A 22,989-nucleotide genomic window follows, 5' to 3' on the forward strand; every position below is an offset into this window, starting at 1 on the left:
AATGACAGCATCTCCTGATAGGAGGGAAAGACTTGACAAGAAACAAAGTAGAAATTTGTGGTGTAGATACATCAAAGCTTCCGGTACTAAAAAACGAGGAAATGAGAGAACTGTTTAAAAAGATGCATGAAGGGGACTTAGAGGCAAGAGAGAAGCTTGTGAATGGCAATTTGCGTCTTGTCCTCAGCGTTATTCAGCGTTTTAATAACCGTGGAGAGTTTGTGGACGATTTGTTTCAAGTCGGTTGCATCGGTCTTATGAAATCGATTGATAATTTTGATTTAAGTCAAAATGTGAGATTTTCAACGTATGCGGTTCCGATGATTATTGGGGAAATTCGTCGCTATTTACGCGACAATAATCCGATTCGCGTATCTCGTTCGTTGCGCGACATTGCGTATAAAGCGCTTCAAGTGCGTGAAAAATTAATAGGGGAGACGCTAAAGGAACCGACAGCTGAGGAAATCGCCAATGTCCTTGGGGTTTCTCATGAAGAGGTTGTATTTGCTTTAGATGCGATTCAAGATCCTGTTTCCTTATTTGAACCGATTTATAATGATGGGGGCGACCCTATCTATGTCATGGATCAACTAAGCGATGAAAAAAATCGCGACAGCCAATGGATTGAGGAAATTGCATTAAAAGAAGGGCTGCGCCGTTTAAATGAACGGGAAAAAATGATTATTCGCAAACGGTTTTTCCAAGGAAAAACGCAAATGGAAGTGGCCGAAGAGATCGGTATTTCACAAGCACAAGTATCGAGATTGGAAAAAGCTGCGATTCGTCAAATGAATAAAAATATTCAAGTATAAGGGCTGTTCATTTTAGAACAGCTCTTTTTTTCGGAAAGCTAGGAGCCATCATATCATATATATTAGTGTATGATGTGGCTTCATCATTTATATGGATGGGGAGTTCATGTGAGGGCATGGATTTATACGTTCGTACGGCAAAGACAAAATATTATATTTACTCCCGACCTGCGAAACATTGCCCATTCTCTTTTCTTGATTGAACAGTTCCAATCTTTCAATTACTCGTGGCAGATTCCGTTATTGTCCTTACGGTGCATAAATGCGAACGGATGTGTAAAAGCCAGTCGCCCGATTGTTCGTGAAATCCGATGATCACTTGCTCAAGCTGTTGAGACATCTATTTTTGCATCATGATTCACTGGTTACATGGGGGTTAAGTTGTATTTATATATGATGAAGTTTGTTTTTTCAGGGTTCGTCTTTTTGATGTTAGGAAGTTTGTGGAAAAACCACAAGGAATTTTCGCTGATGGGCAGGAGCAGCATGACCGTTTTTTCACGATCAAAAATATGGATGGTTCGGATCAGCCTGTTTTTACCGAGGTGGCAATCTATAGAGATGATGAAAGCGGGGGACTCATATGATCAAAATTTCTGAGTTTCAAACAAAAGATGTTGTGAATGTCGCAAACGGAAAAAAGTTAGGGAATATCGGTGATATTGATATCAACTTACAGACAGGACAAATTAATGCATTGATTATTTTGGGATCAGGCAAAGTGCTCGGGTTATTCGGCCGCGAGGCGGAAACAGTCATTCCGTGGCAAAATATTGTGAAGATTGGAGCCGACGTTATTTTAGTCCGTTTAAACGAAAGTGAATAAATAAGGTTATCATCTATAAGCAAACTATGATAAAATAGGAAAAAAAGTGATAAAAATCTACAAAGAGGATGACACTCATGCCAGAAATTTTTCATCAAGATGGCGAAGAATTGCTGATGTTGACAGAATGGCAGAACGTGCTGGCGGGTTTTACGACCAAACAAGGAGGATTCAGCCAGCAGCCGTTTACGACCTTCAATCTTGGTTTGCATGTCGGAGATGTTCAGCCTGCTGTTGTACGCAATCGACAAAAGCTGTCAGAGCTTTTGCAAATTCCGCTAGCAAGATGGATATGCTGCGAGCAAACGCATGACTCACATATTGCCAAAATAACAAAGCAGGATGCCGGAAAAGGAGCAGTGGATATGGAAACAGCGCTTGCTCAGACGGACGGGTTGTATACGAACGAAGCGGAGTTATTATTGGCTCTCTGCTTTGCTGACTGTGTTCCACTTTATTTTGCCGCACCGAACTATGGGCTGGTCGGCGTTGCCCATGCGGGATGGAAAGGAACCGTAAAAAATATCGCCGGCAAAATGGTTCGTCTTTGGTGCGAGCGTGAGCATATTCCGCTTCAGGAAATCATGGTAGCGATTGGACCAGCCATCGGTTCCTGCTGTTACATTGTAGATGACCGCGTGTTGAATGCTGCACAAAATGCATTAGGGGAAAAAAGAGATCTTCCTTATCGAGAAGTCAGTCTAGGACAATATGCTCTTGATTTAAAAGAGCTAAATCGGCTATTGCTTATAAAAGAGGGAGTACTTGCTTCCAATATTCAAGTGTCCGATTATTGCACAAGCTGTGCCGAGGATTTATTTTTTTCCCATCGACGTGACAATGGACAAACTGGAAGAATGATGGCATTTATCGTCAGGAAGGAGGAATAGTGCATGGAATCTGTTCGCAACAACGCAGCCATAATCCGCGCTAACATTGAAACAGCATGCAAACGAGTGAATCGTGATCCCGCCTCCATCCGAATCATCGCGGTAACAAAGTATGTGAGCATTGAACGAGCGAAAGAAGCGCTGACAGCTGGCATAACCGATTTAGGAGAAAACCGTGATGATGGTCTGCTGCAAAAGTATGAAGCCATTGGGCAAAAAGCGACTTGGCATTTTATTGGAACATTGCAATCTCGCAAAGTAAAAGCTATTATCGATAAAGTAGACTATATTCATTCACTGGATCGCCTTTCTCTTGCCCGTGAAATTGAGAAGCGGGCCCTTCAGCCGGTCAGATGCTTTGTGCAGGTGAATGTTTCGGGAGAAGCAACAAAGCATGGGCTGTCTAAGGACGAAGTGCTTCCGTTTATCGAACAATTGCGCAGCTTTTCGAACATCGAGGTTGTTGGATTGATGACAATGGCTCCGTACACGGATGATGAGCCGTTTTTGCGTCAATGCTTTCGGCAATTGAAGCTGTTGCAACAGCGTGTACAAGCATTGGGGATTCCAAACGCTCCGTGCACAGAACTGTCAATGGGAATGTCCAATGATTACATGATTGCAATTGAAGAAGGAGCGACATTTATTCGTTTGGGAACATCGCTTGTTGGAAAGGAACAATAAGGAGGTGCTGAGAGATGGGTTTACTAAAGAAATTTAAAGACTATTTTTTAGAAGAAGATTATGAGGAATATGAAGAAGAATATGAGGAAGAGGAGGAGCTAAATCCTCAACCTGCCGGGAAAGGAACGGCGAAGCAAAATATCGTCAGCCTACAAAGCGTGCAAAAATCATCCAAGGTTGTGTTGATTGAACCAAGAGCTTATGCTGAGGCGCAGGAAATTGCTGATCATTTAAAAAACCGTCGCGCTGTTGTGGTTAATTTGCAGCGAATTCAGCATGACCAAGCGAAGCGAATTGTTGATTTTTTAAGTGGTACCGTTTATGCGATCGGCGGAGACATTCAGCAGGTGGGAACGAGAATTTTTTTATGCACCCCTGACAATGTAGATGTAACCGGCTCAATCTCTGCTGTTTCTGAAGATGAAACATCGATGAAAAGGTGGTAGTTTATGTATAGCTTGCTTTGGTTTTTAACAACGCTCATCGATATCTATTCGTACGCATTAATTGTGTACATTTTAATGTCGTGGTTTCCAAATGCTCGCGATACAAAGATCGGCCGGCTTTTAGCGACGATTTGCGAGCCATATTTAGAACCGTTTCGCCGCATTATTCCACCTATTGGAATGATTGATATCTCGCCTATTGCTGCGTTTTTAGTGTTAAATTTTGCAACGAGAGGCTTGCATGCTCTGTTTAATATGCTACATTTAGTGTAGGGAATCCATCATAAGGGTTCCCTTCTTTATGAGAAGGTGTCAGGATGATGAATTTATATCAGCATTTCCGCAAAGAAGAGCATCATTTTATCGATCAAGTGCTGGAATGGAAAGAGTTTGTCAAAAATCACTATTGTCCAAAGCTAACCGATTTTCTTGATCCGCGCGAACAAGAAATCGTTCGGATGGTGATTGGAAGCGATGAAGATGTGAAGCTGTCTTTTTTTGGAGGAGCGCCATTTACTGAAAGAAAAAGAGGCCTTTTATATCCCCCATACTTTCAGCCGGGGGAGGAGGATTTTGCGCTTACTCTATTTTCTATAGGCTATCCGAGCAAGTTTGTATCGCTGGAGCATCGGCAAGTGCTTGGATCCCTGATGTCTCTTGGATTAAAGCGAGGGAAATTCGGCGATATTTTAATGAAAAACGGCGATCTTCAATTTATTGCCGCATCGGAAATCGCTGACTATGTTCTCCTTCATTTGCATATGATCGGGGGCACGAAAATTTCTCTTAAGGAAAAACCATTCACCCAAATCATTGCTTTAAAAGAACAGTGGAAGGAAGCATCTATAACGGCTTCATCGCTGCGGCTCGATGCTGTATTAGCGCAGGCCTTTGGTGTATCCAGACAAAAAATTCAATCGCTCATTGAAAACGGTCTTGTAAAGGTGAATTGGAAAACAGTGGATCAAGCGCATTGGGAATGCAGGGAAGGCGATGTTTTGTCTGCCCGTGGATTCGGACGTCTTAAAATGATTGCAATCGATGGAAAAACAAAAAAAGAACGATGGCGCATTCAAGTGGGAATGCAAAAATAATGAAGCAATTGCAGGAAATCGCCGAAATGTGTCGAAAATGAAATATAACCTGTGGTGCTAGTTGGACATTACATGCAACGATGATCGATATCACTCGATCGCTCAACATTTGTTCCTGTGTGAGCAGGCGATGATCCGCTTTCGACGGTCGGCGCGATCACGCCAAGCGCAACCGAGGCAAGGAACCACCTTGCCTTCTGGTCGTGAGATTTAATAGGTACCGTTCGTTCATCTAGTATACATCACATCATAAGTGAATCGATTTGATCTAGCACTGCGAGTAAATATAAGGAATTATGCAGACGGAGGTGGCATTCGTGCCTTTAACGCCATTAGATATTCATAATAAAGAATTCAGCAAAGGATTCCGCGGGTATGATGAAAACGAAGTAAACGAGTTTTTAGATCAAGTCATTAAAGACTATGAAATGATTATTCGCGAAAAAAAACAGCTCGAGGAAAAGGTATCTGAATTAACGGAAAAGCTTAATTACTTTACAAATATTGAAGAAACGCTTAATAAATCTATTTTGATTGCCCAGGAAACGGCGGAAGAAGTGAAGCGAAATGCGCAAAAAGAGGCTAAGCTTATCATCAAAGAAGCCGAAAAAAACGCTGATCGCATCATTAGCGAAGCGCTTGCAAAATCGCGGAAGATTGCACAGGAGATCGAAGAGCTTAAACGTCAATCCAAAGTGTTCCGTACGCGCTTTCGCATGCTCGTGGAAGCCCAGCTTGAAATGTTGAACAACGGAGATTGGGACCATTTAATGGAGTATGAGGTCAAGGAAATTGAAGTGGAAGAACATGAAAAATTGAGCCAATCTTGACGGATTTTGTCCTTTTCGCATATAATCAAAATAACTATTGACCATGTGTATCTATAAAGAGGATCAAATGTGCTTTTTAACGGATTTCCGAAAGAAGTCTCCCTCCTCAAGGAACGTGAAGGACATAGCCCCTTGAGTAGGCGGGAGATGAATTTTGGTGGGCGTCAGCCAAAACGCATGATAGAATAAATGTATATCATGTTCTTTGTGAACGGGATATGAGGGGGCATGGAGAAAATCGCATACGAAAACCAAGCAAAGCCTTCCATGCGTAAAATATCCAAGGCACGAAAGAACCCCGACTAGGGTTGGAACGACCCGAAGTAACGCTCAGGAAGACGAAAGGTTCTTTTGTCGTAGAACTGAGAAGCTCCCACTTCAAGCGTTAGCTAAGTGGTGAGTAGTTTACCAGCTGTGCAGCTGAATGAAGGCGTATGAATGGATGACCATTCAAGTATAAGATACAATATTGTGATCAACGATGAAAGGGACAGTAGCTCTTTCATATGCTTATTGTAGCGAGCTGGGGACGGTGGAAGCCCGGCATAAGCGAAAGAGTGAAGATCACCCTGGAGTTCCCACGCTGAATTGGTGAGTAAGCGATGGCGCGTCATTCCCGTTACGAATGTAAAGAGGGCTATCATACATAGCCAATAAGGGTGGTACCGCGAGGCCGTTCTCGTCCCTTTTGGGAGAGAGCGGCTTTTTATATTTGATGATGATGAAGATGGAGGAATGTGGAGATGGACTATAAAGATACATTATTGATGCCGCAAACAAATTTTCCAATGCGTGGAAATCTCCCGCGGCGCGAACCGCAAATGCAAACAAAATGGGAAGAGATGGATATCTATCGAAAAGTTCAGGAGCGCACGAAAGGACGTCCGCTATTTGTGCTGCATGATGGCCCTCCATATGCAAATGGTGATATCCATATGGGGCATGCGCTCAATAAAATTCTCAAAGATTTTATCGTTCGCTATAAATCAATGAGCGGTTACTGTGCTCCATATGTTCCTGGTTGGGATACACATGGGTTGCCAATTGAAACAGCCTTGACAAAAAATAAAGGTGTCAACCGCAAGACAATGAGTGTTGCGGACTTCCGTAAACTTTGTGAAGAGTATGCTTATGAACAAATTGACAGTCAGCGTCAGCAATTTAAGCGTCTCGGGGTTCGCGGTGATTGGAACAATCCATATGTCACATTAAAGCCGGAATATGAAGCTCAGCAAATCAAAGTATTTGGCGAGATGGCGAAAAAAGGGCTCATTTATAAAGGCCTAAAGCCTGTATACTGGTCTCCATCCAGCGAATCAGCATTAGCTGAAGCAGAGATTGAATATAAAGATAAACGCTCTCCATCTATTTATGTGGCTTTCCCTGTTAAAGATGGAAAAGGCGTTCTTGAAGGTGACGAGAAAATTATCATTTGGACAACGACCCCTTGGACGATTCCTGCTAACTTAGGAATTGCCGTCCATCCGAACTTAGAATATAGCGTTGTTCGAGTAAATGATGAAAAATATGTAGTTGCTTCTGCTCTCCTCCCTTCGGTCAAAAAAGAAATTGGCTGGGAGGAAGCGGAGGTGATCAAAACACTGAAAGGAAACGAGCTTGAGTACGTCGTAGCGAAGCATCCGTTTTATGAACGTAATTCACTCGTCGTTTGCGGTGAACATGTTACAACCGATGCAGGAACAGGATGCGTCCATACAGCGCCGGGACATGGGGAGGATGATTTCCTCATCGGACAAAAATATCATCTCGGCGTGCTTTGTCCGGTTGATGAACGAGGCTATATGACAGAGGAAGCCCCGGGATTTGCAGGATTGTTCTACGATGATGCCAACAAAGCTGTGACAGAAAAGTTAAAAGAAGCGGGTGCATTATTAAAACTGCAGTTTATTACGCACTCATACCCACACGATTGGAGAACAAAGCAACCGACCATTTTCAGGGCAACAGCACAATGGTTTGCTTCCATTGATAAAATTCGCGATGAATTACTAAAAGCTGTTCAAGAGACTAAATGGATCCCTGCTTGGGGAGAAACGCGTTTATATAACATGGTTCGTGACCGAGGCGACTGGTGTATCTCGCGACAACGCGCATGGGGAGTACCGATCCCGGTCTTTTATGCAGAGGACGGTGAGCCAATCATCACGGATGAAACGATTGAACACGTATCCAACCTATTTAGACAATATGGTTCAAACATCTGGTTTGAGAGAGAAGCAAAAGATTTGCTTCCAGAAGGCTTTACTCATCCATCAAGCCCGAATGGCATTTTTACAAAAGAGACAGACATTATGGATGTGTGGTTTGATTCAGGCTCATCACATCAAGCTGTTTTAGAGGAACGTGATGATCTGCAGCGCCCAGCGGACCTTTATCTGGAAGGATCTGACCAATATCGCGGCTGGTTTAACTCTTCGCTTTCCACAGCTGTTGCTGTGACGGGAAAAGCACCATATAAAGCCGTATTAAGCCATGGCTTTGTGCTTGACGGGGAAGGACGCAAGATGAGTAAGTCACTTGGAAATGTCGTCGTTCCAGCGAAGGTCATGGAACAATTAGGAGCCGATATCCTGCGGCTTTGGGTTGCTTCGGTTGATTATCAGGCAGATGTGCGTATTTCTGATAACATTTTAAAACAAGTAGCGGAAGTATATCGAAAAATTCGCAATACATTCCGTTTCTTGCTTGGCAACTTATTTGATTTTGATCCGCAAATTCATGCGGTCCCATTGGCAAAGCTGCGCGAAGTGGACCGCTATATGCTGGCGAAATTAAATCAATTAATCCAAAAGGTAAAGCATTCATATGAAAGATATGAATTTGCTACCATTTATCACGATATCAATAATTTCTGTACAGTAGATTTGAGTGCGTTCTATCTCGATTTTTCAAAAGATGTTCTTTATATTGAAACAGCTGATCATCAAGAACGCCGCTCTATTCAAACGGTTCTGTATGAGACGCTCGTCGCCTTAACGAAGCTTATGGCTCCAATTTTACCGCATACAGCCGATGAGGTATGGGGACATATTCCGAATCGAAAAGAAAAGGAAGAGAGCGTCCAGCTTGTTGATATGCCGGAAGTGCAAGAGCTGGAAGGAGCCGATCAGCTGCTAAAAAAATGGGATGCGTTTATGAGTGTGCGCGATGATGTTCTAAAAGCATTAGAGATCGCACGAAATGAAAAAGTGATTGGTAAGTCATTGACAGCTAGCTTAATGGTTTATCCAACTCCGGAAACAAAGCAGCTGCTTGATTCCATCGCGGAAAGCTTGAAGCAGTTATTTATCGTTTCTGGATTTACGGTGGCAGGAGATTATGCCGAAGCGCCAGCAGAAGCACAAAAATTTGCGAGCATGGCGATTGTCGTCCAACAGGCAAAAGGAGACACTTGCGAGCGCTGCTGGGTTGTCACACCAGAAGTCGGCCAAGATAAAGAGCATCCGACTTTATGCCCACGCTGCGCGCAAATTGTTAAAGAATATAGCCAAGCATAAGAGGTCACGTTACAGCAAAAAGGCTGCCGTCACAGGCAGCCTTTTTTAGCTGATGCGCCGTTCGCGAAGCCTTTCGCTGTTGAACGACGTATATATAAGGGATTCATAATTCCGGCATTGACTCCATTTGCGAATGATCGAGATTAAACGAAAAGATGAAACATGTCCCCTATTCAAAAGCCGATTCGATTTTATGACGGTTGTCCGCCTGTCATATTGGTTCATTGGATCGGGGGTTTTGATATATTTATTGATATGGTTACCCGGGATTACATTGCGAAAATGGAAAGAGCGAAAGGTTCGCTCAATTGTATATAAGAGAAGAGCAATGTGTGCGAGGCCCGGCAGGTTTTGGACATATGCAAAAGCGTCTAAACATGCATTGTCTATTATTCGTCGGTTATGCTACAATTCATAAAGTACATATGTCAAGTTGTGGAGGGAGTTGCGTGTTTTATTATTTGATCGCCCTGATTGTCATTATCATTGACCAGTTTACAAAGTGGCTCGTGGCTACACGCATGCAAATAGGAGAAAGCATTTCAGTGATTCCGAATGTGCTTTATATTACGTCCCATCGAAATCGTGGCGCGGCGTGGGGAATTTTACAAGGTCAATTTTGGCTATTTTATTTAATTACGATCATTGTTGTGATCGGGTTAGTGTTCTATATTCGGCGTCTGCCGCGCGAAGAGCGTCTGTTTGGTGTCGCTCTTGGCTTTATGCTCGGCGGAGCGATCGGCAATTTTATTGACCGATTAGTTCGCAAGGAGGTTGTGGATTTTATTCATACATATATTTTTACTTATAATTTCCCGATTTTTAACATTGCGGATTCCGCCTTATGCATCGGGGTAGCCCTTGTCTTTTTACAAACCTTTATTGGCGGAGCGAAGAAAAAGGAGAATCAGTAATGGATGTAATACAGTTTCAGATTGAGGAAGCGTATGACCGCGAACGAATTGATAAAGTCATTGCTGCTTTAAATGGCGAATGGTCTCGCTCACAGGTTCAGCAATGGATCAAAGATGGACTTGTGACCGTCAACGGAACGGAAATAAAAGCGAATTATAAATGTTCTGTCGGGGATGAAGTAGCGGTGGAACTTCCAGAGCCAGAACCACTGGATGTAGAGCCGGAAGAGATGTCATTAGACATTTATTATGAGGATGCCGATGTTTTGGTTGTAAACAAACCGAGAGGAATGGTTGTCCATCCAGCACCAGGTCATATGAGGGGGACGCTGGTTAACGGTTTGCTTGCCCATTGCAAGGATTTATCAGGCATTAACGGCATACTTCGTCCTGGAATTGTTCATCGGATTGATAAAGACACATCTGGTTTGCTTATGGTAGCAAAAAATGATATGGCGCATGAAGCGCTGGTCAATCAGCTTGTTCATAAAACCGTCACGCGTAAATATAAAGCTATCGTTCACGGAGTCATTCCTCATGATTACGGTACGGTCGATGCTCCGATTGGCCGCGATCAACATGATCGTCAAAGCATGGCTGTTGTGGAGAATGGAAAGGAAGCTGTGACGCATTTTCGTGTTCTAGAGAGATTTTCTAATTTTACGTTTATTGAATGTCAACTAGAAACGGGAAGAACGCATCAGATTCGCGTTCATATGAAATATATTGGTTATCCGCTTGCCGGAGATCCAAAATATGGACCTAAAAAAACGCTACCGATCAATGGACAGGCACTGCATGCAGGTGTACTTGGATTTACTCATCCACGGACAGGAGAGTATTTAGAATTCGAAGCACCGCTTCCGCATGAATTTGTCGAGGTTTTGGACATGCTTAGAAATAATCGTTGACAAAAGCTTTATCCGCTTTTACAATAAAGCTAAGTGAATAGTAGTCCTTTAAAATCAGTCCCGTGAGGCTGAGAAGGAGCCGGATCTAAATACAGCAAATGTGGTTGTTTTCTGCCCTCTCACCGATCGGTGGGAGGGTTTTTTGCGGAGGTGAAAAAAATGCAAAAGGCAGTAGTGATGGATGAACAGGCGATTCGCCGGGCCCTGACGCGCATTGCTCACGAGATTATTGAGCGAAATAAAGGAATTGAAAACTGTGTGCTTGTCGGCATTAAAACGCGCGGCATTTACTTAGCCAAGCGGCTGGCGGAGCGAATTGAACAGATCGAAGGCGCGGCGATGCCTGTCGGAGAGCTTGATATTACGCTATATCGCGATGATTTAACGGTAAAAACAGGCGATAAGGAACCGCTTGTAAAAGGATCTAATATTTCGTTTGATGTGGCAAACCAAAAGGTTGTACTTGTAGATGACGTCTTATTTACGGGGCGGACGGTGCGTGCGGCCATGGATGCCATCATTGATTTCGGGCGTCCGGCGCAAATCCAGCTGGCTGTGCTGATTGACCGCGGTCACCGTGAACTGCCGATCCGCGCGGATTTTGTTGGCAAAAATGTACCGACCTCGAGTTCAGAAATTATTGTAGTAGAATTAAAAGAAGTGGATCAAGTGGATCAAGTCACCATTCATGAGAACGTGTAACCGCCCTTTTAAAGGCAGTCCTGAGAGACTGACAAAGGGGGTCAAATTGGTCTGCCGATTTTTTAGGCAACGATTGCACCCTCTTTGCATCATCTGGGCAAAGAGGGGTTTTTTTATGACTCAATCATAGTCGGAAGGAGATTGAAAAAACAATGAATAAGCCTGTATTGGGAATTAAAGATAGACCTTCGCCAGTTCAATGGTTGACGCTTAGTCTTCAACATCTGTTTGCCATGTTTGGCGCGACCATTTTAGTGCCTTATCTTGTCGGTTTAAGCCCTTCAATGGCTCTCATTTCCAGCGGTCTCGGAACACTCGCGTTTTTAATGATTACAAAATGGCAAGTTCCGGCCTATCTCGGTTCCTCCTTTGCCTTTATCTCACCGATTATTGCAGCAAAAGCGGCAGGAGGTCCTGGAGCAGCCATGGTTGGCAGCTTCTTAGCCGGTGCTGTCTATGGAATTGTCGCTTTAGTCATTAAAAGAGCCGGCTATCGTTGGATTATGAAATTATTGCCTCCAATTGTTGTCGGTCCTGTGATTATTGTCATCGGCCTCGGCCTTGCGAATACAGCCGTTGGCATGGCAATGAACGGTCCAGATGGAAAATATAATCTCACTTATTTTTCTGTAGCGCTTGTGACGCTTGCGGCAACCATTATCTGTTCCGTCTATTTGCGCGGTTTGCTTAGTTTAGTGCCAATTCTTATCGGGATTGTGGTTGGATATGTGTATTCTCTAGCAGTAGGAGTGGTGGATTTGTCTCCGATTGCTAAAGCTAAATGGCTTGAAATGCCAGATTTCTTGATTCCTTTTGTTGATTATCCTGTGCATGTAACGGGAAAGATTATTTTGCTGATGGTTCCGGTAGCGCTTGTCACATTGTCTGAACATATTGGCCATCAACTTGTATTAAGTAAAGTTGTTGGACAAGATTACATTAAAAAGCCTGGATTGCATCGCTCGATTTTGGGCGATGGAACAGCGACGATGATTTCTGCCTTAATTGGCGGACCGCCAAAAACGACATATGGAGAAAATATTGGTGTGCTTGCCATCACACGAGTGTATAGCGTGTATGTGCTGGCTGGCGCAGCGGCGTTCGCTATTATCTTTGGATTTATCGGAAAGGTGACCGCTTTAATCAGTACGATCCCAACCCCGGTTATGGGCGGAGTTTCGATCCTGCTGTTTGGAATTATCGCATCGTCCGGGTTGCGCATGCTTGTCGATAGCAAAATTGACTTTGGAGATAAACGAAACTTAGTGATTTCCTCTGTCATCTTGGTGATTGGCATTGGTGGAGCCATCTTAAAAGTGTCTGAGAATTTCCAGATTCAAGGAATGGCATTAGCGGCTATCAGCGGTGTTATTTTGAACTTGCTTTTGCCTGGACGCCCAGAAATAAATGAAAATATGTTTGAACTTGAAGAAAATAAAGATCATGTCGCGTAGTGCCGCCTTTTAATTAAGTCCTGTGAGACTTAAAAGGGTGTTGCTGTTCGCGCAAAAAAGAAATGAAAGTCATCATATGGCTTTCTTTCTGCACACCTTTTTGCGCCCAAAACTGTAGCACCCTGTCGAGTAAGGCAGGGTGCTTTTTTATAAAACAGGAGGGAATAAAATGAGCCATTTGCTTACCTTATCGGAATTGTCGCTTGATGATATACAAAATCTGCTTCATGAAGCAGAAAGGTTTCGACAGGGAGCCAGTTTTGCCAGTTCAAAACCGTTTTTTGTGGCGAACTTGTTTTTTGAACCGAGCACAAGAACAAAATGTAGCTTTGAAGTAGCAGAAAGAAGACTAGGACTCCATGTCGTACCATTCGATGCAGAAATGTCAAGCGTTCAAAAAGGAGAGACATTATATGACACGATCCGTACGCTGGAGTCGATTGGCGTGCAGACGGTCGTCATTCGCCATCCAGAGGACCGCTATTTTGAAACACTCCGCCATTCGATTCACATTCCAATCATCAATGCAGGAGATGGATGTGGCCATCACCCGACCCAATCATTGTTAGATTTGATGACCATCCAGCAAGAATTTGGAACGTTTCAAGGGATCACCGTTGCGATTGTCGGGGATATTCGCCATAGCCGAGTCGCTCGCTCGAATGCTGAAATATTGACAAGGCTGGGTGCGACTGTCCTTTTTTCAAGTCCGGAGGAATGGAAGGATGAACGAAATGGTTATGGCACTTATGTTGATTTGGATGTGGCTGTAAAAGAGGCGGATGTCATCATGCTGCTTCGGATTCAGCACGAACGTCATGGAGAGAAGATGGGACTGACGAAAGAACAGTACCATCAACAATACGGATTAACGGTGGAACGGTCGCAAAAAATGAAAACGCGCAGCATCATTTTGCATCCGGCCCCTGTCAATCGCGGCGTTGAAATTGCTAGCGAGCTTGTCGAGTGCGAACGGTCGCGTATTTTTAAGCAAATGGAAAACGGCGTTTATGTGCGCATGGCGGTATTAAAAAGAGCTGTGGAAACTTGTGAAGGAGGAATCAAGCATGGCGGTTATTTTAAAAAATGCTCGTTCGCTTAATGAAGAAGGAGAGCTTGTGGCGACAGAGGTGAAAATGGTTGGGGATGTCATTACAGAGATCGCATCTCGCATTGATGCAGGAGAAGAGGATGAACAGGTAGATGTCGGCGGCCAGCTGCTCGCTCCAGGTTTGATCGATTTGCATGTCCATTTGCGTGAGCCGGGCGGTGAGCATAAGGAAACGATCGCATCAGGTTCATTAGCAGCGGCGAAAGGAGGATTTACAACGATTGCGGCCATGCCGAATACTCGTCCGGTTCCTGATACAAAGGAACAAATGGAATGGCTTCAAGAACGCATTCGCCAAACAGCCTATGTGAACGTCCTTCCATATGCTTCGATCACGATTCGCCAGCTTGGGAAGGAACGGACTGATTTTGCAGCGTTAAAGGCATCTGGGGCTTTCGCTTTTACGGATGATGGAGTAGGTGTGCAGAATGCGCGCATGATGTATGAAGCCATGAAGGAAGCAGCTGCCTTAGATATGGCTATTGTTGCCCATTGCGAAGAGGAAACACTTACATATAAGGGCTGTGTTCATGATGGGGAGTTCGCACGAAAATACGAACTCTTGGGCATCCCATCGATTGCCGAATCCGTTCATATTGCTCGCGATGTTTTATTGGCTGAAGCGGCTGGATGCCATTATCATGTTTGCCACATCAGCACAAAGGAATCTGTACGTGTGGTGCGTGAAGCCAAACGTGCTGGTATTCGCGTGACGGCCGAAGTGACGCCGCATCATCTCCTGCTTTGCGATGAAGATATTCCGGAGCTGGATGCCAATTTTAAAATGAATCCTCCGTTAAGAAGCAAAGAAGATCGCGCTGCATTGATCGAGGGACTGCTTGATGGGACGATCGATTTTATCGCAACTGACCATGCCCCGCATACGGAGGAAGAAAAGCGAGAAGACATGGAGCTGGCTCCATTTGGAATTGTTGGACTTGAGACAGCTTTTCCACTGCTCTATACAAATTTAGTTGAACCCCACATTTGTACGTTAAAGCAATTGATTGATTGGCTGACCAAAAAGCCAGCAGAAGCGTTTGGACTCCGGCAAGGAAAATTAGCGGTCGGCGCAAAAGCGGATTTGACGGTTATTGATTTGCAAACAGAGCATCCAATTGATCCAGATACGTTTGTGTCAAAAGGTAAAAATACCCCATTTGCTGGTTGGATATGTAAAGGTTGGCCAACGATGACGTTTGTGAACGGAAAACTTGTATGGCAGAAAGGGAGAGAGGAATGAAACGACAGCTTATTTTAGAAGACGGTACATTTTTTATTGGAGAAGCGTTTGGAAGTACAGCACAAAAAATGGGGGAGGTCGTGTTTAATACAGGAATGACAGGCTATCAAGAGATTTTATCAGACCCTTCCTATTGTGGTCAGTTTGTCACGATGACCTACCCTTTGATCGGTAATTATGGCATTAATCGTGATGATTTTGAAGCGATTGAACCGCATATTCATGGGCTGATTGTCAAGGAAGTATGCCGCACTCCTTCTAATTGGCGAAGTGAGATCACGATTGATGAATATTTGAAAGAAAAAAATATTCCTGGTCTTGCTGGAATCGATACAAGAAAGCTCACTCGCATGATTCGCCAGCACGGAACATTAAAAGGAATGATTTGTGATTTAGATGTCAGTGTTGCCGAGATCGTAAGCGATTTGAAGAAAACAAAGCTGCCGACCGATCAAGTGAAGCGGGTTTCTACGAAAAGCGCATATCCGAGCCCTGGACGGGGACATCGTGTTGTTTTGCTTGACTTTGGAATGAAACATGGAATTTTACGGGAATTAAATAAGCGGAACTGTGATGTCATTGTTCTTCCTTATCATGCAACCTCTCAGGATGTGCTAAACCTTCATCCCGACGGAGTGATGCTTTCAAATGGTCCTGGCGATCCAAAAAACGTTCCAGAAGCTATTGAGATGATTCGTGGCATTCTCGGTCGCGTTCCACTTTTTGGTATTTGTCTTGGCCATCAGCTGTTCGCGCTTGCCTGCGGGGCCGATACTGAAAAAATGAAATTCGGTCACCGCGGCTCGAACCATCCTGTGAAGCATCTTGCAACAGGAAAGGTGGCTATTACCTCGCAAAATCATGGCTATACGGTCATGGCATCATCATTAAAGCAAACACGTTTAGAGGTGACGCACGTGGCATTAAATGACGGAACGATTGAGGGGCTGCGCCATTTGGATTATCCGGCATTTACTGTGCAATATCATCCAGAAGCCTCTCCAGGCCCAGAGGATGCCAATCATTTGTTTGATGAGTTTATTGCCATGATTGAACAGTTTAAAAAAGAGAGGGAGATCGTTCATGCCTAAACGTCAAGATATCGAAACGATTTTAGTGATCGGCTCTGGCCCAATTGTCATCGGACAGGCAGCGGAGTTTGACTATGCTGGAACACAGGCGTGTTTAGCCCTAAAAGAAGAAGGATATAAAGTCATTTTAGTCAACTCCAACCCTGCCACGATTATGACGGATACAGAGATTGCTGACAAAGTGTATATGGAACCATTGACGCTGGAGTTTGTTTCCCGCATCATCCGCAAAGAGCGTCCAGATGCGATCTTGCCGACGCTTGGGGGACAGACAGGCTTGAATTTAGCTGTAGAGCTTGCGGAAGCAGGCGTTTTAGAAGAATGTGGGGTCGAAATTCTTGGAACAAAGCTGGAGGCCATTCAGAAAGCTGAAGACCGGGAATTGTTCCGAGCGTTAATGAAGGAGTTAGGAGAGCCAGTTCCAGAAAGCGACATTATCCATAGTTTAGACGAAGCTTATGCATTTGTTGAAAAAATCGGCTATCCGGTTATCGTCCGCCCCGCTTTTACGCTTGGCGGGACAGGAGGAGGCATTTGTACAAACGAAGCAGAGCTGATTGACATTGTTTCCAGCGGTTTAAAAATGAGTCCGGTTCATCAATGCTTGTTAGAAAAAAGCATTGCCGGCTATAAAGAAATTGAATATGAAGTGATGCGTGATGCTCAAGATCACGCGATTGTCGTATGCAATATGGAAAATATCGATCCAGTAGGCATTCATACAGGGGACTCACTTGTCGTTGCTCCAAGCCAAACGTTAAGCGACCGAGAGTATCAATTGTTGCGCAACGCTTCCTTGCGCATTATTCGCGCTCTGGGCATTGAAGGAGGCTGCAATGTTCAATTGGCACTTGATCCTCACAGTTTCCATTACTATGTCATCGAAGTAAATCCGCGCGTAAGTCGCTCATCTGCGCTGGCGTCTAAGGCAACCGGTTATCCGATTGCAAAGCTAGCAGCCAAAATTGCTGTCGGTTTAACGTTAGATGAGATCATGAATCCAGTAACAGGTCAAACATACGCCTGCTTTGAACCGGCTCTCGATTATGTGGTGACGAAAATTCCGCGTTTTCCATTTGATAAGTTTGAATCCGCGAACCGTCACCTTGGCACGCAAATGAAAGCGACGGGAGAGGTCATGGCAATCGGCCGAACATTTGAAGAATCGCTGCTGAAAGCTGTGCGCTCACTTGAGACAAACGTCCATCATTTAGAAATTAAAGAGGCTCGCCATGCTGACGATGAATTGATTGAAAAACGCATCCGCAAAGCGGGGGACGAGCGCCTTTTCTATATAGCGGAGGCTATTCGCCGCGGTATAGATATCGAGCAAATTCATGAATGGAGCCGAATTGACCGCTTTTTTTTACACAAGATTGCCCGCATTGTTCATTATGAAACGATGGTACGCGAGCATGTTGGAGATTTGGATGTGCTGCGAAAGGCAAAGCAAATGGGGTTTGCTGATGCAGCCATCTCAGAATTTTGGAACATGAATGAACGAGATGTATACCAATTAAGAAAACAAGCGGGGATTGTCCCTATTTACAAAATGGTTGATACGTGTGCCGCTGAATTTATGTCAGAAACTCCGTATTATTATGGAACCTATGAAGAAGAAAATGAATCGGTGGTGACGCAGAAGGAAAGCGTCGTTGTGTTGGGATCGGGCCCGATCCGCATTGGACAAGGCATCGAATTCGATTATGCGACCGTTCATTCTGTCTGGGCTATTAAAGAAGCAGGGTATGAGGCGATTATTATTAACAATAATCCGGAGACCGTATCGACAGATTTTAGTGTTTCAGACAAGCTCTATTTTGAACCACTAACGATCGAAGATGTGATGCATGTCATTGATCTGGAACAGCCGATTGGTGTCATTGTGCAATTCGGCGGGCAAACCGCCATCAATTTAGCTGCCGAATTAGCAGCGCGCGGTGTCCGTATTCTTGGCACCTCATTGGAGGATTTGGACCGCGCAGAAAATCGCGATAAATTTGAACAAACGCTGTCGCACTTAGGCATTCCGCAGCCGAAAGGAAAAACCGCTTATTCGGTTGAAGAATCGGTGCGGATCGCAGCTGAAATCGGCTATCCGGTCCTTGTTCGTCCATCATATGTGCTCGGTGGCCGAGCGATGGAGATCGTCTATAAAGAGGCCGAGCTTTTATACTATATGGAACATGCAGTCAAAGTCAATCCGCAGCATCCCGTGCTAATAGATCGGTATTTAATCGGAAAAGAAATTGAAGTCGATGCCATTTCCGATGGAGAAACGGTATTCATTCCAGGCATTATGGAGCATATCGAGCGAGCGGGTGTCCATTCCGGCGATTCGATTGCGGTCTATCCACCGCAAACATTGACAGATGAGATTCAACAAAAAATCGTGGATTATACAATTAAACTGGCGAAGGGATTGCGCATTGTCGGACTGCTCAACATCCAGTTTGTCATGTACCAAAATGAAATATATGTGCTAGAAGTCAATCCACGTTCCAGTCGAACGGTTCCGTTTTTAAGCAAAATTACAAATGTGCCGATGGCCAACATCGCCACTAAAGTCATTTTAGGAGAAACGCTTGTTGAGCTTGGGTATCAAACAGGATTGAAACAAGCAAGTGAAGGGGTATATGTTAAAGCACCCGTCTTCTCATTTGCTAAACTGCGAAATGTTGATATTTCGCTTGGCCCGGAAATGAAATCAACAGGCGAAGTCATCGGAAAGGATGTAACATTTGAAAAAGCGTTATATAAAGGACTTTTAGCCTCTGGCATTCATATTCGTCCATATGGCGCGGTGTTGCTTACAGTGGCTGATAAAGATAAAGCTGAAGCGATTGAAGTAGCTCGCCGCTTTCATCATATTGGCTACCAGCTTCTTGCCACAAATGGTACAGCTGAAGCGTTGCGGGCCGCCCATATTCCGGTAACCATCGTGAACAAAATTCATTCGGAATCACCCAATATTTTAGATATTATCCGTCAAGGAAAAGCCCAAGTGGTCATTAATACGTTAACGAAAGGGAAGCAGCCGGAAAGTGACGGATTTCGAATTCGCCGTGAAGCGGTGGAAAACGGAATTCCATGCTTAACGTCGCTTGATACGGCAAAAGCCATGCTGCAGGTGATGGAGTCGATGACGTTTGCGATGACTGCGATGTCGGAAAAGAAGGTGCATGCATGAAAGTGGAAAAAATGACCATTGTTTATCATGAACCGATTGCCCGAAACATTTATCAGTTAATCCTAGGTGGAACACTTGTTCAAGAGATGAATGAAGCAGGGCAATTTGTCCATGTCAAAGTAGGAGAGCGTACAGATCCGCTATTGCGCCGTCCGCTTAGCCTTTGCGACATTAACAAAGAAGCAAGTGAGTGTACCATTATTTATCGAAAAGAAGGAGCGGGTACTGCGCTCCTTTCGGAAAAGAAAAAAGGAGAGGTCATTGATGTGCTCGGTCCGCTTGGAAACGGCTTTCCGCTTGAAGCCGTTCAAGCGGGACAGCGCGCGCTTCTTGTTGGGGGCGGTATTGGTGTTCCTCCTCTCTATGAACTGGCTAAGCAGCTTGTAAAAAAAGGGGTAACTGTGACGAGTATACTTGGCTTTCAAACACAAGATGTTATTTTTTATGAGCGAGAGTTTGCTTCGCTCGGTGAAATCTACATTGCTACTGCTGACGGTTCATACGGAACGAAAGGATTTGTGACCGATGTGATCGGCGGACGCGGGCTTTCGTTCGACGTGCTGTATGCGTGCGGTCCAAAGCCGATGCTAAAAGCGCTTGAGCAGAAGTTTCCGGATAAAGAGGTGTATCTTTCATTGGAAGAGCGGATGGGCTGCGGCATCGGCGCTTGTTTTGCCTGCGTTTGCCGCGTTCCTAACAATGAAACAGCCTACAAAAAAGTTTGTAGCGATGGTCCTGTATTTAAAGTCGGGGAGGTGGTGCTATGAGCCGTTTAGCGGTGGAATTGCCGGGGCTTTCCTTAAAGAATCCGGTTATGCCGGCTTCTGGATGTTTTGGATTCGGGCGGGAATACGCTAAGCTTTATGATTTAAGCCAATTAGGGGCCATTATGATCAAAGCAACAACACGTGAACCGCGTTTTGGCAATCCAACCCCAAGGGTTGCGGAAACGCCAAGCGGCATGCTCAATGCGATTGGACTGCAAAATCCAGGATTAGAAAAAGTGATCGAGGAAGAACTTTCATGGCTCGCGCAATACGATGTACCGATTATTGCCAATATCGCCGGCTCGACGATGGAGGATTATGTGGAAGTCGCCAAGCGGATTTCGCAAGCGCCGAATGTTCATGCTCTTGAGCTCAATATCTCATGTCCAAATGTAAAAAAAGGTGGCATTGCGTTTGGAACCGTACCAGAAGTAGCCGCTGAGCTCACTCGCCTCGTTAAGCAAGTATCCGCCGTCCCTGTCTATGTAAAGCTGTCGCCGAATGTGACGAACATTGTGGAAATGGCCAAGGCGATTGAAGCGGCGGGAGCAGATGGTCTGACCATGATTAATACGCTCCTTGGCATGCGAATCGATATAAAAACAGCTGAACCGATTTTGGCTAACCGTACAGGGGGACTTTCTGGTCCTGCGATTAAGCCGATCGCGATCCGCATGATTTATGAAGTAAGCCAAGCGGTATCCATTCCGATTATCGGCATGGGCGGAATTGCAACGGCTGAAGATGCTCTGGAATTTTTCTACGCCGGCGCCAGCGCTGTTGCGATCGGAACGGCAAATTTTGTCGATCCGTTTGTTTGTCCAACTATTGTGGCTGAGCTGCCGGCATTACTTGACGAGCTCGGATTTGACCATATTTCTCAATGTATCGGAAGGAGCTGGAACAAAGGTGGACCAACCGTTTATTGTGGCACTTGATTTTCAATCGCGCGAAGAAGTCGAAGCGTTTTTGCGTCCATTTGTCCGTGAGCCGCTTTTTGTAAAAGTTGGGATGGAACTGTATTATCAAGAAGGGCCTGACATCATCACCGCTTTAAAAAAGCAAGGGCACCACATTTTTTTAGATTTAAAGCTTCACGATATCCCAAATACGGTGAAGCAAGCGATGAAGGGGCTCGCCCGCCTTGGGATAGACTTAGTGAATGTTCATGCTGCTGGTGGGACCAGCATGATGAAAGCAGCATTAGAAGGATTGGAAGCGGGGACGCCAAGCGGAGCGACTCGTCCAGCTTGTATAGCGGTCACACAACTGACGAGTACGAGTGAACAAATGATGCAACGCGAGCTTTGGATTTCACGGACGATGGCGGAAACAGTGCTTCACTACGCTTTGCTTGCCCAAGAAAGTGGCTTGGACGGCGTTGTTTGTTCCGCAAAGGAGGTACCGCTGATCCGTGAACACTGTGGAGCCTCATTTTTAACAGTGACTCCTGGCATCCGCTTTGCTGATGAGGAAGCGAACGATCAAGCGCGTGTTGTCACACCAAAAGAAGCTCGAAAGTTCGGTTCAAGCTTCGTTGTTGTTGGCCGCAGCATCACCCGAGCTGCTGATCCGCATGCGGCGTATGAGCGCCTTAAACAAGAATGGAATCAGGAGGAATCATCATGAACAAAGAAATTGCCACACATTTGCTGCAAATTGGCGCAGTTTCGTTACAGCCAAACGAACCGTTTATATGGTCATCCGGGTTGAAATCACCGATTTATTGCGACAACCGCCTGACACTTGCTTATCCACATGTGAGAAGCATAATCGCAGATGGATTGGCCCAGCTCATTCGCGCGCATTTTCCAGATGTGGAGATTATTGCGGGAACAGCGACTGCCGGCATTCCGCATGCGTCATGGACGAGCGAGCGTCTTGGGTTACCGATGTGTTATGTGCGTAGCCAAGCAAAAGCACATGGAAGAGGAAAACAAATTGAGGGGAAAGTAGAGAGGGGACAAAAAGTCGTTGTTGTTGAAGATTTAATTTCTACGGGCGGCAGTTCGTTAACTGCTGTTGGTGCCTTAAAAGAAGCCGGATGTGATGTATTAGGCGTTATTGCTATTTTTACATACGGCTTGGAAAAAGGAAAGCAAGCGTTTGCCGAAAGCGATGTACAAGTGCATACGTTGACGGATTATGACAGCCTCATTGAAACGGCGGTGGAGCTCGGCGTTGTGGGCGAACAAGACCTCGCGACGCTGCGCGATTGGCGAAAACAGCCGGAGGCATGGGGGAAATAAACATATATGTGGAGTGCGAACGATACGATCATTCGCGCTCTTTTTTTATTATGGCTTATGGTGTGAAAGAGTATTGAATTGTCAATCCGATGAAAGAGGCTGTGACGGTCTATGCTTTGAATGAAGAAGAGCTATATGAGCAAGCGGATATTCAAGTGCAGACAGGAACGGTGCAGTCTGCGTGTTTTCCTGACTTGCGCATCGATTTACAAAGAAACAACCGCCAATTGGCGGTTGCTGTTTATTTGAGGGAAATG

The 22,989-nt window shown here is 44.8% G+C and carries 21 protein-coding genes, 1 pseudogene and 1 other annotated feature; all 22 genes and pseudogenes read left to right on the top strand.

The window, feature by feature from the left end; all coding sequences use genetic code 11:
* The first annotated feature begins 32 nt into the window (after window positions 1-32).
* Window positions 33-812: an RNA polymerase sporulation sigma factor SigG gene (sigG, locus tag GRQ40_RS06275; RefSeq protein WP_044746582.1), complete on the top strand. Its 780-nt coding sequence runs from the start codon at window positions 33-35 to the stop codon at window positions 810-812.
* Window positions 813-1,395: 583 nt separating this feature from the next.
* Entirely contained in the window at window positions 1,396-1,638 is a 243-nt protein-coding gene (locus tag GRQ40_RS06280; protein WP_044746581.1) for a YlmC/YmxH family sporulation protein, read from the top strand.
* 77 nt (window positions 1,639-1,715) lie between these two features.
* On the top strand, window positions 1,716-2,528 hold the full coding sequence (pgeF, locus tag GRQ40_RS06285) for a peptidoglycan editing factor PgeF (RefSeq protein ID WP_066147151.1): 813 nt from the start codon (window positions 1,716-1,718) through the stop codon (window positions 2,526-2,528).
* Between the two features lie 3 nt (window positions 2,529-2,531).
* Window positions 2,532-3,212 carry a YggS family pyridoxal phosphate-dependent enzyme gene (locus GRQ40_RS06290; protein WP_066147153.1) on the top strand — a complete coding sequence of 227 codons (681 nt, stop codon included), beginning with the start codon at window positions 2,532-2,534 and terminating at the stop codon, window positions 3,210-3,212.
* 14 nt (window positions 3,213-3,226) lie between these two features.
* Entirely contained in the window at window positions 3,227-3,658 is a 432-nt protein-coding gene (locus tag GRQ40_RS06295; protein WP_044746578.1) for a cell division protein SepF, read from the top strand.
* 3 nt (window positions 3,659-3,661) lie between these two features.
* Complete coding sequence (locus tag GRQ40_RS06300) at window positions 3,662-3,931, top strand: YggT family protein (RefSeq protein ID WP_044746577.1); 270 nt, start codon at window positions 3,662-3,664, stop codon at window positions 3,929-3,931.
* A 47-nt stretch (window positions 3,932-3,978) separates the two neighbouring features.
* Window positions 3,979-4,752 (top strand): YlmH family RNA-binding protein, encoded by a 774-nt coding sequence (locus tag GRQ40_RS06305; protein WP_159720797.1) that lies wholly within the window; start codon window positions 3,979-3,981, stop codon window positions 4,750-4,752.
* A 317-nt stretch (window positions 4,753-5,069) separates the two neighbouring features.
* Window positions 5,070-5,582 (top strand): DivIVA domain-containing protein, encoded by a 513-nt coding sequence (locus GRQ40_RS06310; RefSeq protein ID WP_139788078.1) that lies wholly within the window; start codon window positions 5,070-5,072, stop codon window positions 5,580-5,582.
* 472 nt (window positions 5,583-6,054) lie between these two features.
* Window positions 6,055-6,272 (top strand) — a binding site (T-box leader).
* A 53-nt stretch (window positions 6,273-6,325) separates the two neighbouring features.
* On the top strand, window positions 6,326-9,100 hold the full coding sequence (gene ileS / locus GRQ40_RS06315) for an isoleucine--tRNA ligase (protein WP_159719579.1): 2,775 nt from the start codon (window positions 6,326-6,328) through the stop codon (window positions 9,098-9,100).
* A gap of 449 nt (window positions 9,101-9,549) precedes the next feature.
* Window positions 9,550-10,014: a signal peptidase II gene (lspA, locus tag GRQ40_RS06320; protein ID WP_066147158.1), complete on the top strand. Its 465-nt coding sequence runs from the start codon at window positions 9,550-9,552 to the stop codon at window positions 10,012-10,014.
* Entirely contained in the window at window positions 10,014-10,925 is a 912-nt protein-coding gene (locus tag GRQ40_RS06325) for an RluA family pseudouridine synthase (RefSeq protein ID WP_066147161.1), read from the top strand. The genes lspA and GRQ40_RS06325 overlap by 1 nt, the downstream gene beginning before the upstream one ends.
* Window positions 10,926-11,084: 159 nt before the next feature.
* Window positions 11,085-11,627, top strand: coding sequence for a bifunctional pyr operon transcriptional regulator/uracil phosphoribosyltransferase PyrR (pyrR, locus tag GRQ40_RS06330; RefSeq protein WP_159719580.1), 543 nt, complete (start codon window positions 11,085-11,087; stop codon window positions 11,625-11,627).
* Between the two features lie 152 nt (window positions 11,628-11,779).
* Window positions 11,780-13,081: a solute carrier family 23 protein gene (locus GRQ40_RS06335; RefSeq protein ID WP_066147165.1), complete on the top strand. Its 1,302-nt coding sequence runs from the start codon at window positions 11,780-11,782 to the stop codon at window positions 13,079-13,081.
* A gap of 169 nt (window positions 13,082-13,250) precedes the next feature.
* Window positions 13,251-14,183, top strand: a complete 933-nt coding sequence (locus tag GRQ40_RS06340) for an aspartate carbamoyltransferase catalytic subunit (protein WP_044746571.1) — start codon at window positions 13,251-13,253, stop codon at window positions 14,181-14,183.
* Window positions 14,149-15,435, top strand: a complete 1,287-nt coding sequence (locus GRQ40_RS06345) for a dihydroorotase (RefSeq protein ID WP_159719581.1) — start codon at window positions 14,149-14,151, stop codon at window positions 15,433-15,435. The genes GRQ40_RS06340 and GRQ40_RS06345 overlap by 35 nt, the downstream gene beginning before the upstream one ends.
* Entirely contained in the window at window positions 15,432-16,526 is a 1,095-nt protein-coding gene (locus GRQ40_RS06350) for a carbamoyl phosphate synthase small subunit (RefSeq protein ID WP_044746569.1), read from the top strand. Before GRQ40_RS06345 ends, GRQ40_RS06350 begins: the two co-directional genes overlap by 4 nt.
* A complete protein-coding gene (carB, locus tag GRQ40_RS06355) occupies window positions 16,519-19,716 on the top strand; it encodes a carbamoyl-phosphate synthase large subunit (RefSeq protein ID WP_066147173.1) in 3,198 nt (1,065 codons plus the stop codon). Before GRQ40_RS06350 ends, carB begins: the two co-directional genes overlap by 8 nt.
* Window positions 19,713-20,483, top strand: a complete 771-nt coding sequence (locus tag GRQ40_RS06360) for a dihydroorotate dehydrogenase electron transfer subunit (protein ID WP_066147175.1) — start codon at window positions 19,713-19,715, stop codon at window positions 20,481-20,483. The genes carB and GRQ40_RS06360 overlap by 4 nt, the downstream gene beginning before the upstream one ends.
* A complete protein-coding gene (locus GRQ40_RS06365; protein WP_159719582.1) occupies window positions 20,480-21,421 on the top strand; it encodes a dihydroorotate dehydrogenase in 942 nt (313 codons plus the stop codon). Before GRQ40_RS06360 ends, GRQ40_RS06365 begins: the two co-directional genes overlap by 4 nt.
* Window positions 21,393-22,112: an orotidine-5'-phosphate decarboxylase gene (pyrF, locus tag GRQ40_RS06370; protein ID WP_159719583.1), complete on the top strand. Its 720-nt coding sequence runs from the start codon at window positions 21,393-21,395 to the stop codon at window positions 22,110-22,112. The genes GRQ40_RS06365 and pyrF overlap by 29 nt, the downstream gene beginning before the upstream one ends.
* Window positions 22,109-22,732: an orotate phosphoribosyltransferase gene (gene pyrE / locus GRQ40_RS06375; protein ID WP_066147182.1), complete on the top strand. Its 624-nt coding sequence runs from the start codon at window positions 22,109-22,111 to the stop codon at window positions 22,730-22,732. The genes pyrF and pyrE overlap by 4 nt, the downstream gene beginning before the upstream one ends.
* A gap of 50 nt (window positions 22,733-22,782) precedes the next feature.
* A pseudogene (locus GRQ40_RS18475) lies at window positions 22,783-22,944 on the top strand (Uma2 family endonuclease); the annotation flags it as partial.
* Between the last annotated feature and the right edge of the window lie 45 nt (window positions 22,945-22,989).

This window comes from Anoxybacillus sp. PDR2, assembly GCF_009834045.1.
Classification (GTDB): domain Bacteria; phylum Bacillota; class Bacilli; order Bacillales; family Anoxybacillaceae; genus Anoxybacteroides; species Anoxybacteroides rupiense.

Bases quoted from the DNA above. Each gene is read 5' to 3' on its own strand.
- GRQ40_RS06280 (WP_044746581.1), top strand. From the start codon at position 1,396: ATGATCAAAATTTCTGAGTTTCAAACAAAAGATGTTGTGAATGTCGCA.
- pgeF (WP_066147151.1), top strand. From the start codon at position 1,716: ATGCCAGAAATTTTTCATCAAGATGGCGAAGAATTGCTGATGTTGACA.
- GRQ40_RS06290 (WP_066147153.1), top strand. From the start codon at position 2,532: ATGGAATCTGTTCGCAACAACGCAGCCATAATCCGCGCTAACATTGAA.
- GRQ40_RS06295 (WP_044746578.1), top strand. From the start codon at position 3,227: ATGGGTTTACTAAAGAAATTTAAAGACTATTTTTTAGAAGAAGATTAT.
- GRQ40_RS06300 (WP_044746577.1), top strand. From the start codon at position 3,662: ATGTATAGCTTGCTTTGGTTTTTAACAACGCTCATCGATATCTATTCG.
- GRQ40_RS06305 (WP_159720797.1), top strand. From the start codon at position 3,979: ATGAATTTATATCAGCATTTCCGCAAAGAAGAGCATCATTTTATCGAT.
- ileS (WP_159719579.1), top strand. From the start codon at position 6,326: ATGGACTATAAAGATACATTATTGATGCCGCAAACAAATTTTCCAATG.
- GRQ40_RS06325 (WP_066147161.1), top strand. From the start codon at position 10,014: ATGGATGTAATACAGTTTCAGATTGAGGAAGCGTATGACCGCGAACGA.
- pyrR (WP_159719580.1), top strand. From the start codon at position 11,085: ATGCAAAAGGCAGTAGTGATGGATGAACAGGCGATTCGCCGGGCCCTG.
- GRQ40_RS06335 (WP_066147165.1), top strand. From the start codon at position 11,780: ATGAATAAGCCTGTATTGGGAATTAAAGATAGACCTTCGCCAGTTCAA.
- GRQ40_RS06340 (WP_044746571.1), top strand. From the start codon at position 13,251: ATGAGCCATTTGCTTACCTTATCGGAATTGTCGCTTGATGATATACAA.
- GRQ40_RS06345 (WP_159719581.1), top strand. From the start codon at position 14,149: ATGGCGGTTATTTTAAAAAATGCTCGTTCGCTTAATGAAGAAGGAGAG.
- GRQ40_RS06350 (WP_044746569.1), top strand. From the start codon at position 15,432: ATGAAACGACAGCTTATTTTAGAAGACGGTACATTTTTTATTGGAGAA.
- carB (WP_066147173.1), top strand. From the start codon at position 16,519: ATGCCTAAACGTCAAGATATCGAAACGATTTTAGTGATCGGCTCTGGC.
- GRQ40_RS06360 (WP_066147175.1), top strand. From the start codon at position 19,713: ATGAAAGTGGAAAAAATGACCATTGTTTATCATGAACCGATTGCCCGA.
- GRQ40_RS06365 (WP_159719582.1), top strand. From the start codon at position 20,480: ATGAGCCGTTTAGCGGTGGAATTGCCGGGGCTTTCCTTAAAGAATCCG.
- pyrE (WP_066147182.1), top strand. From the start codon at position 22,109: ATGAACAAAGAAATTGCCACACATTTGCTGCAAATTGGCGCAGTTTCG.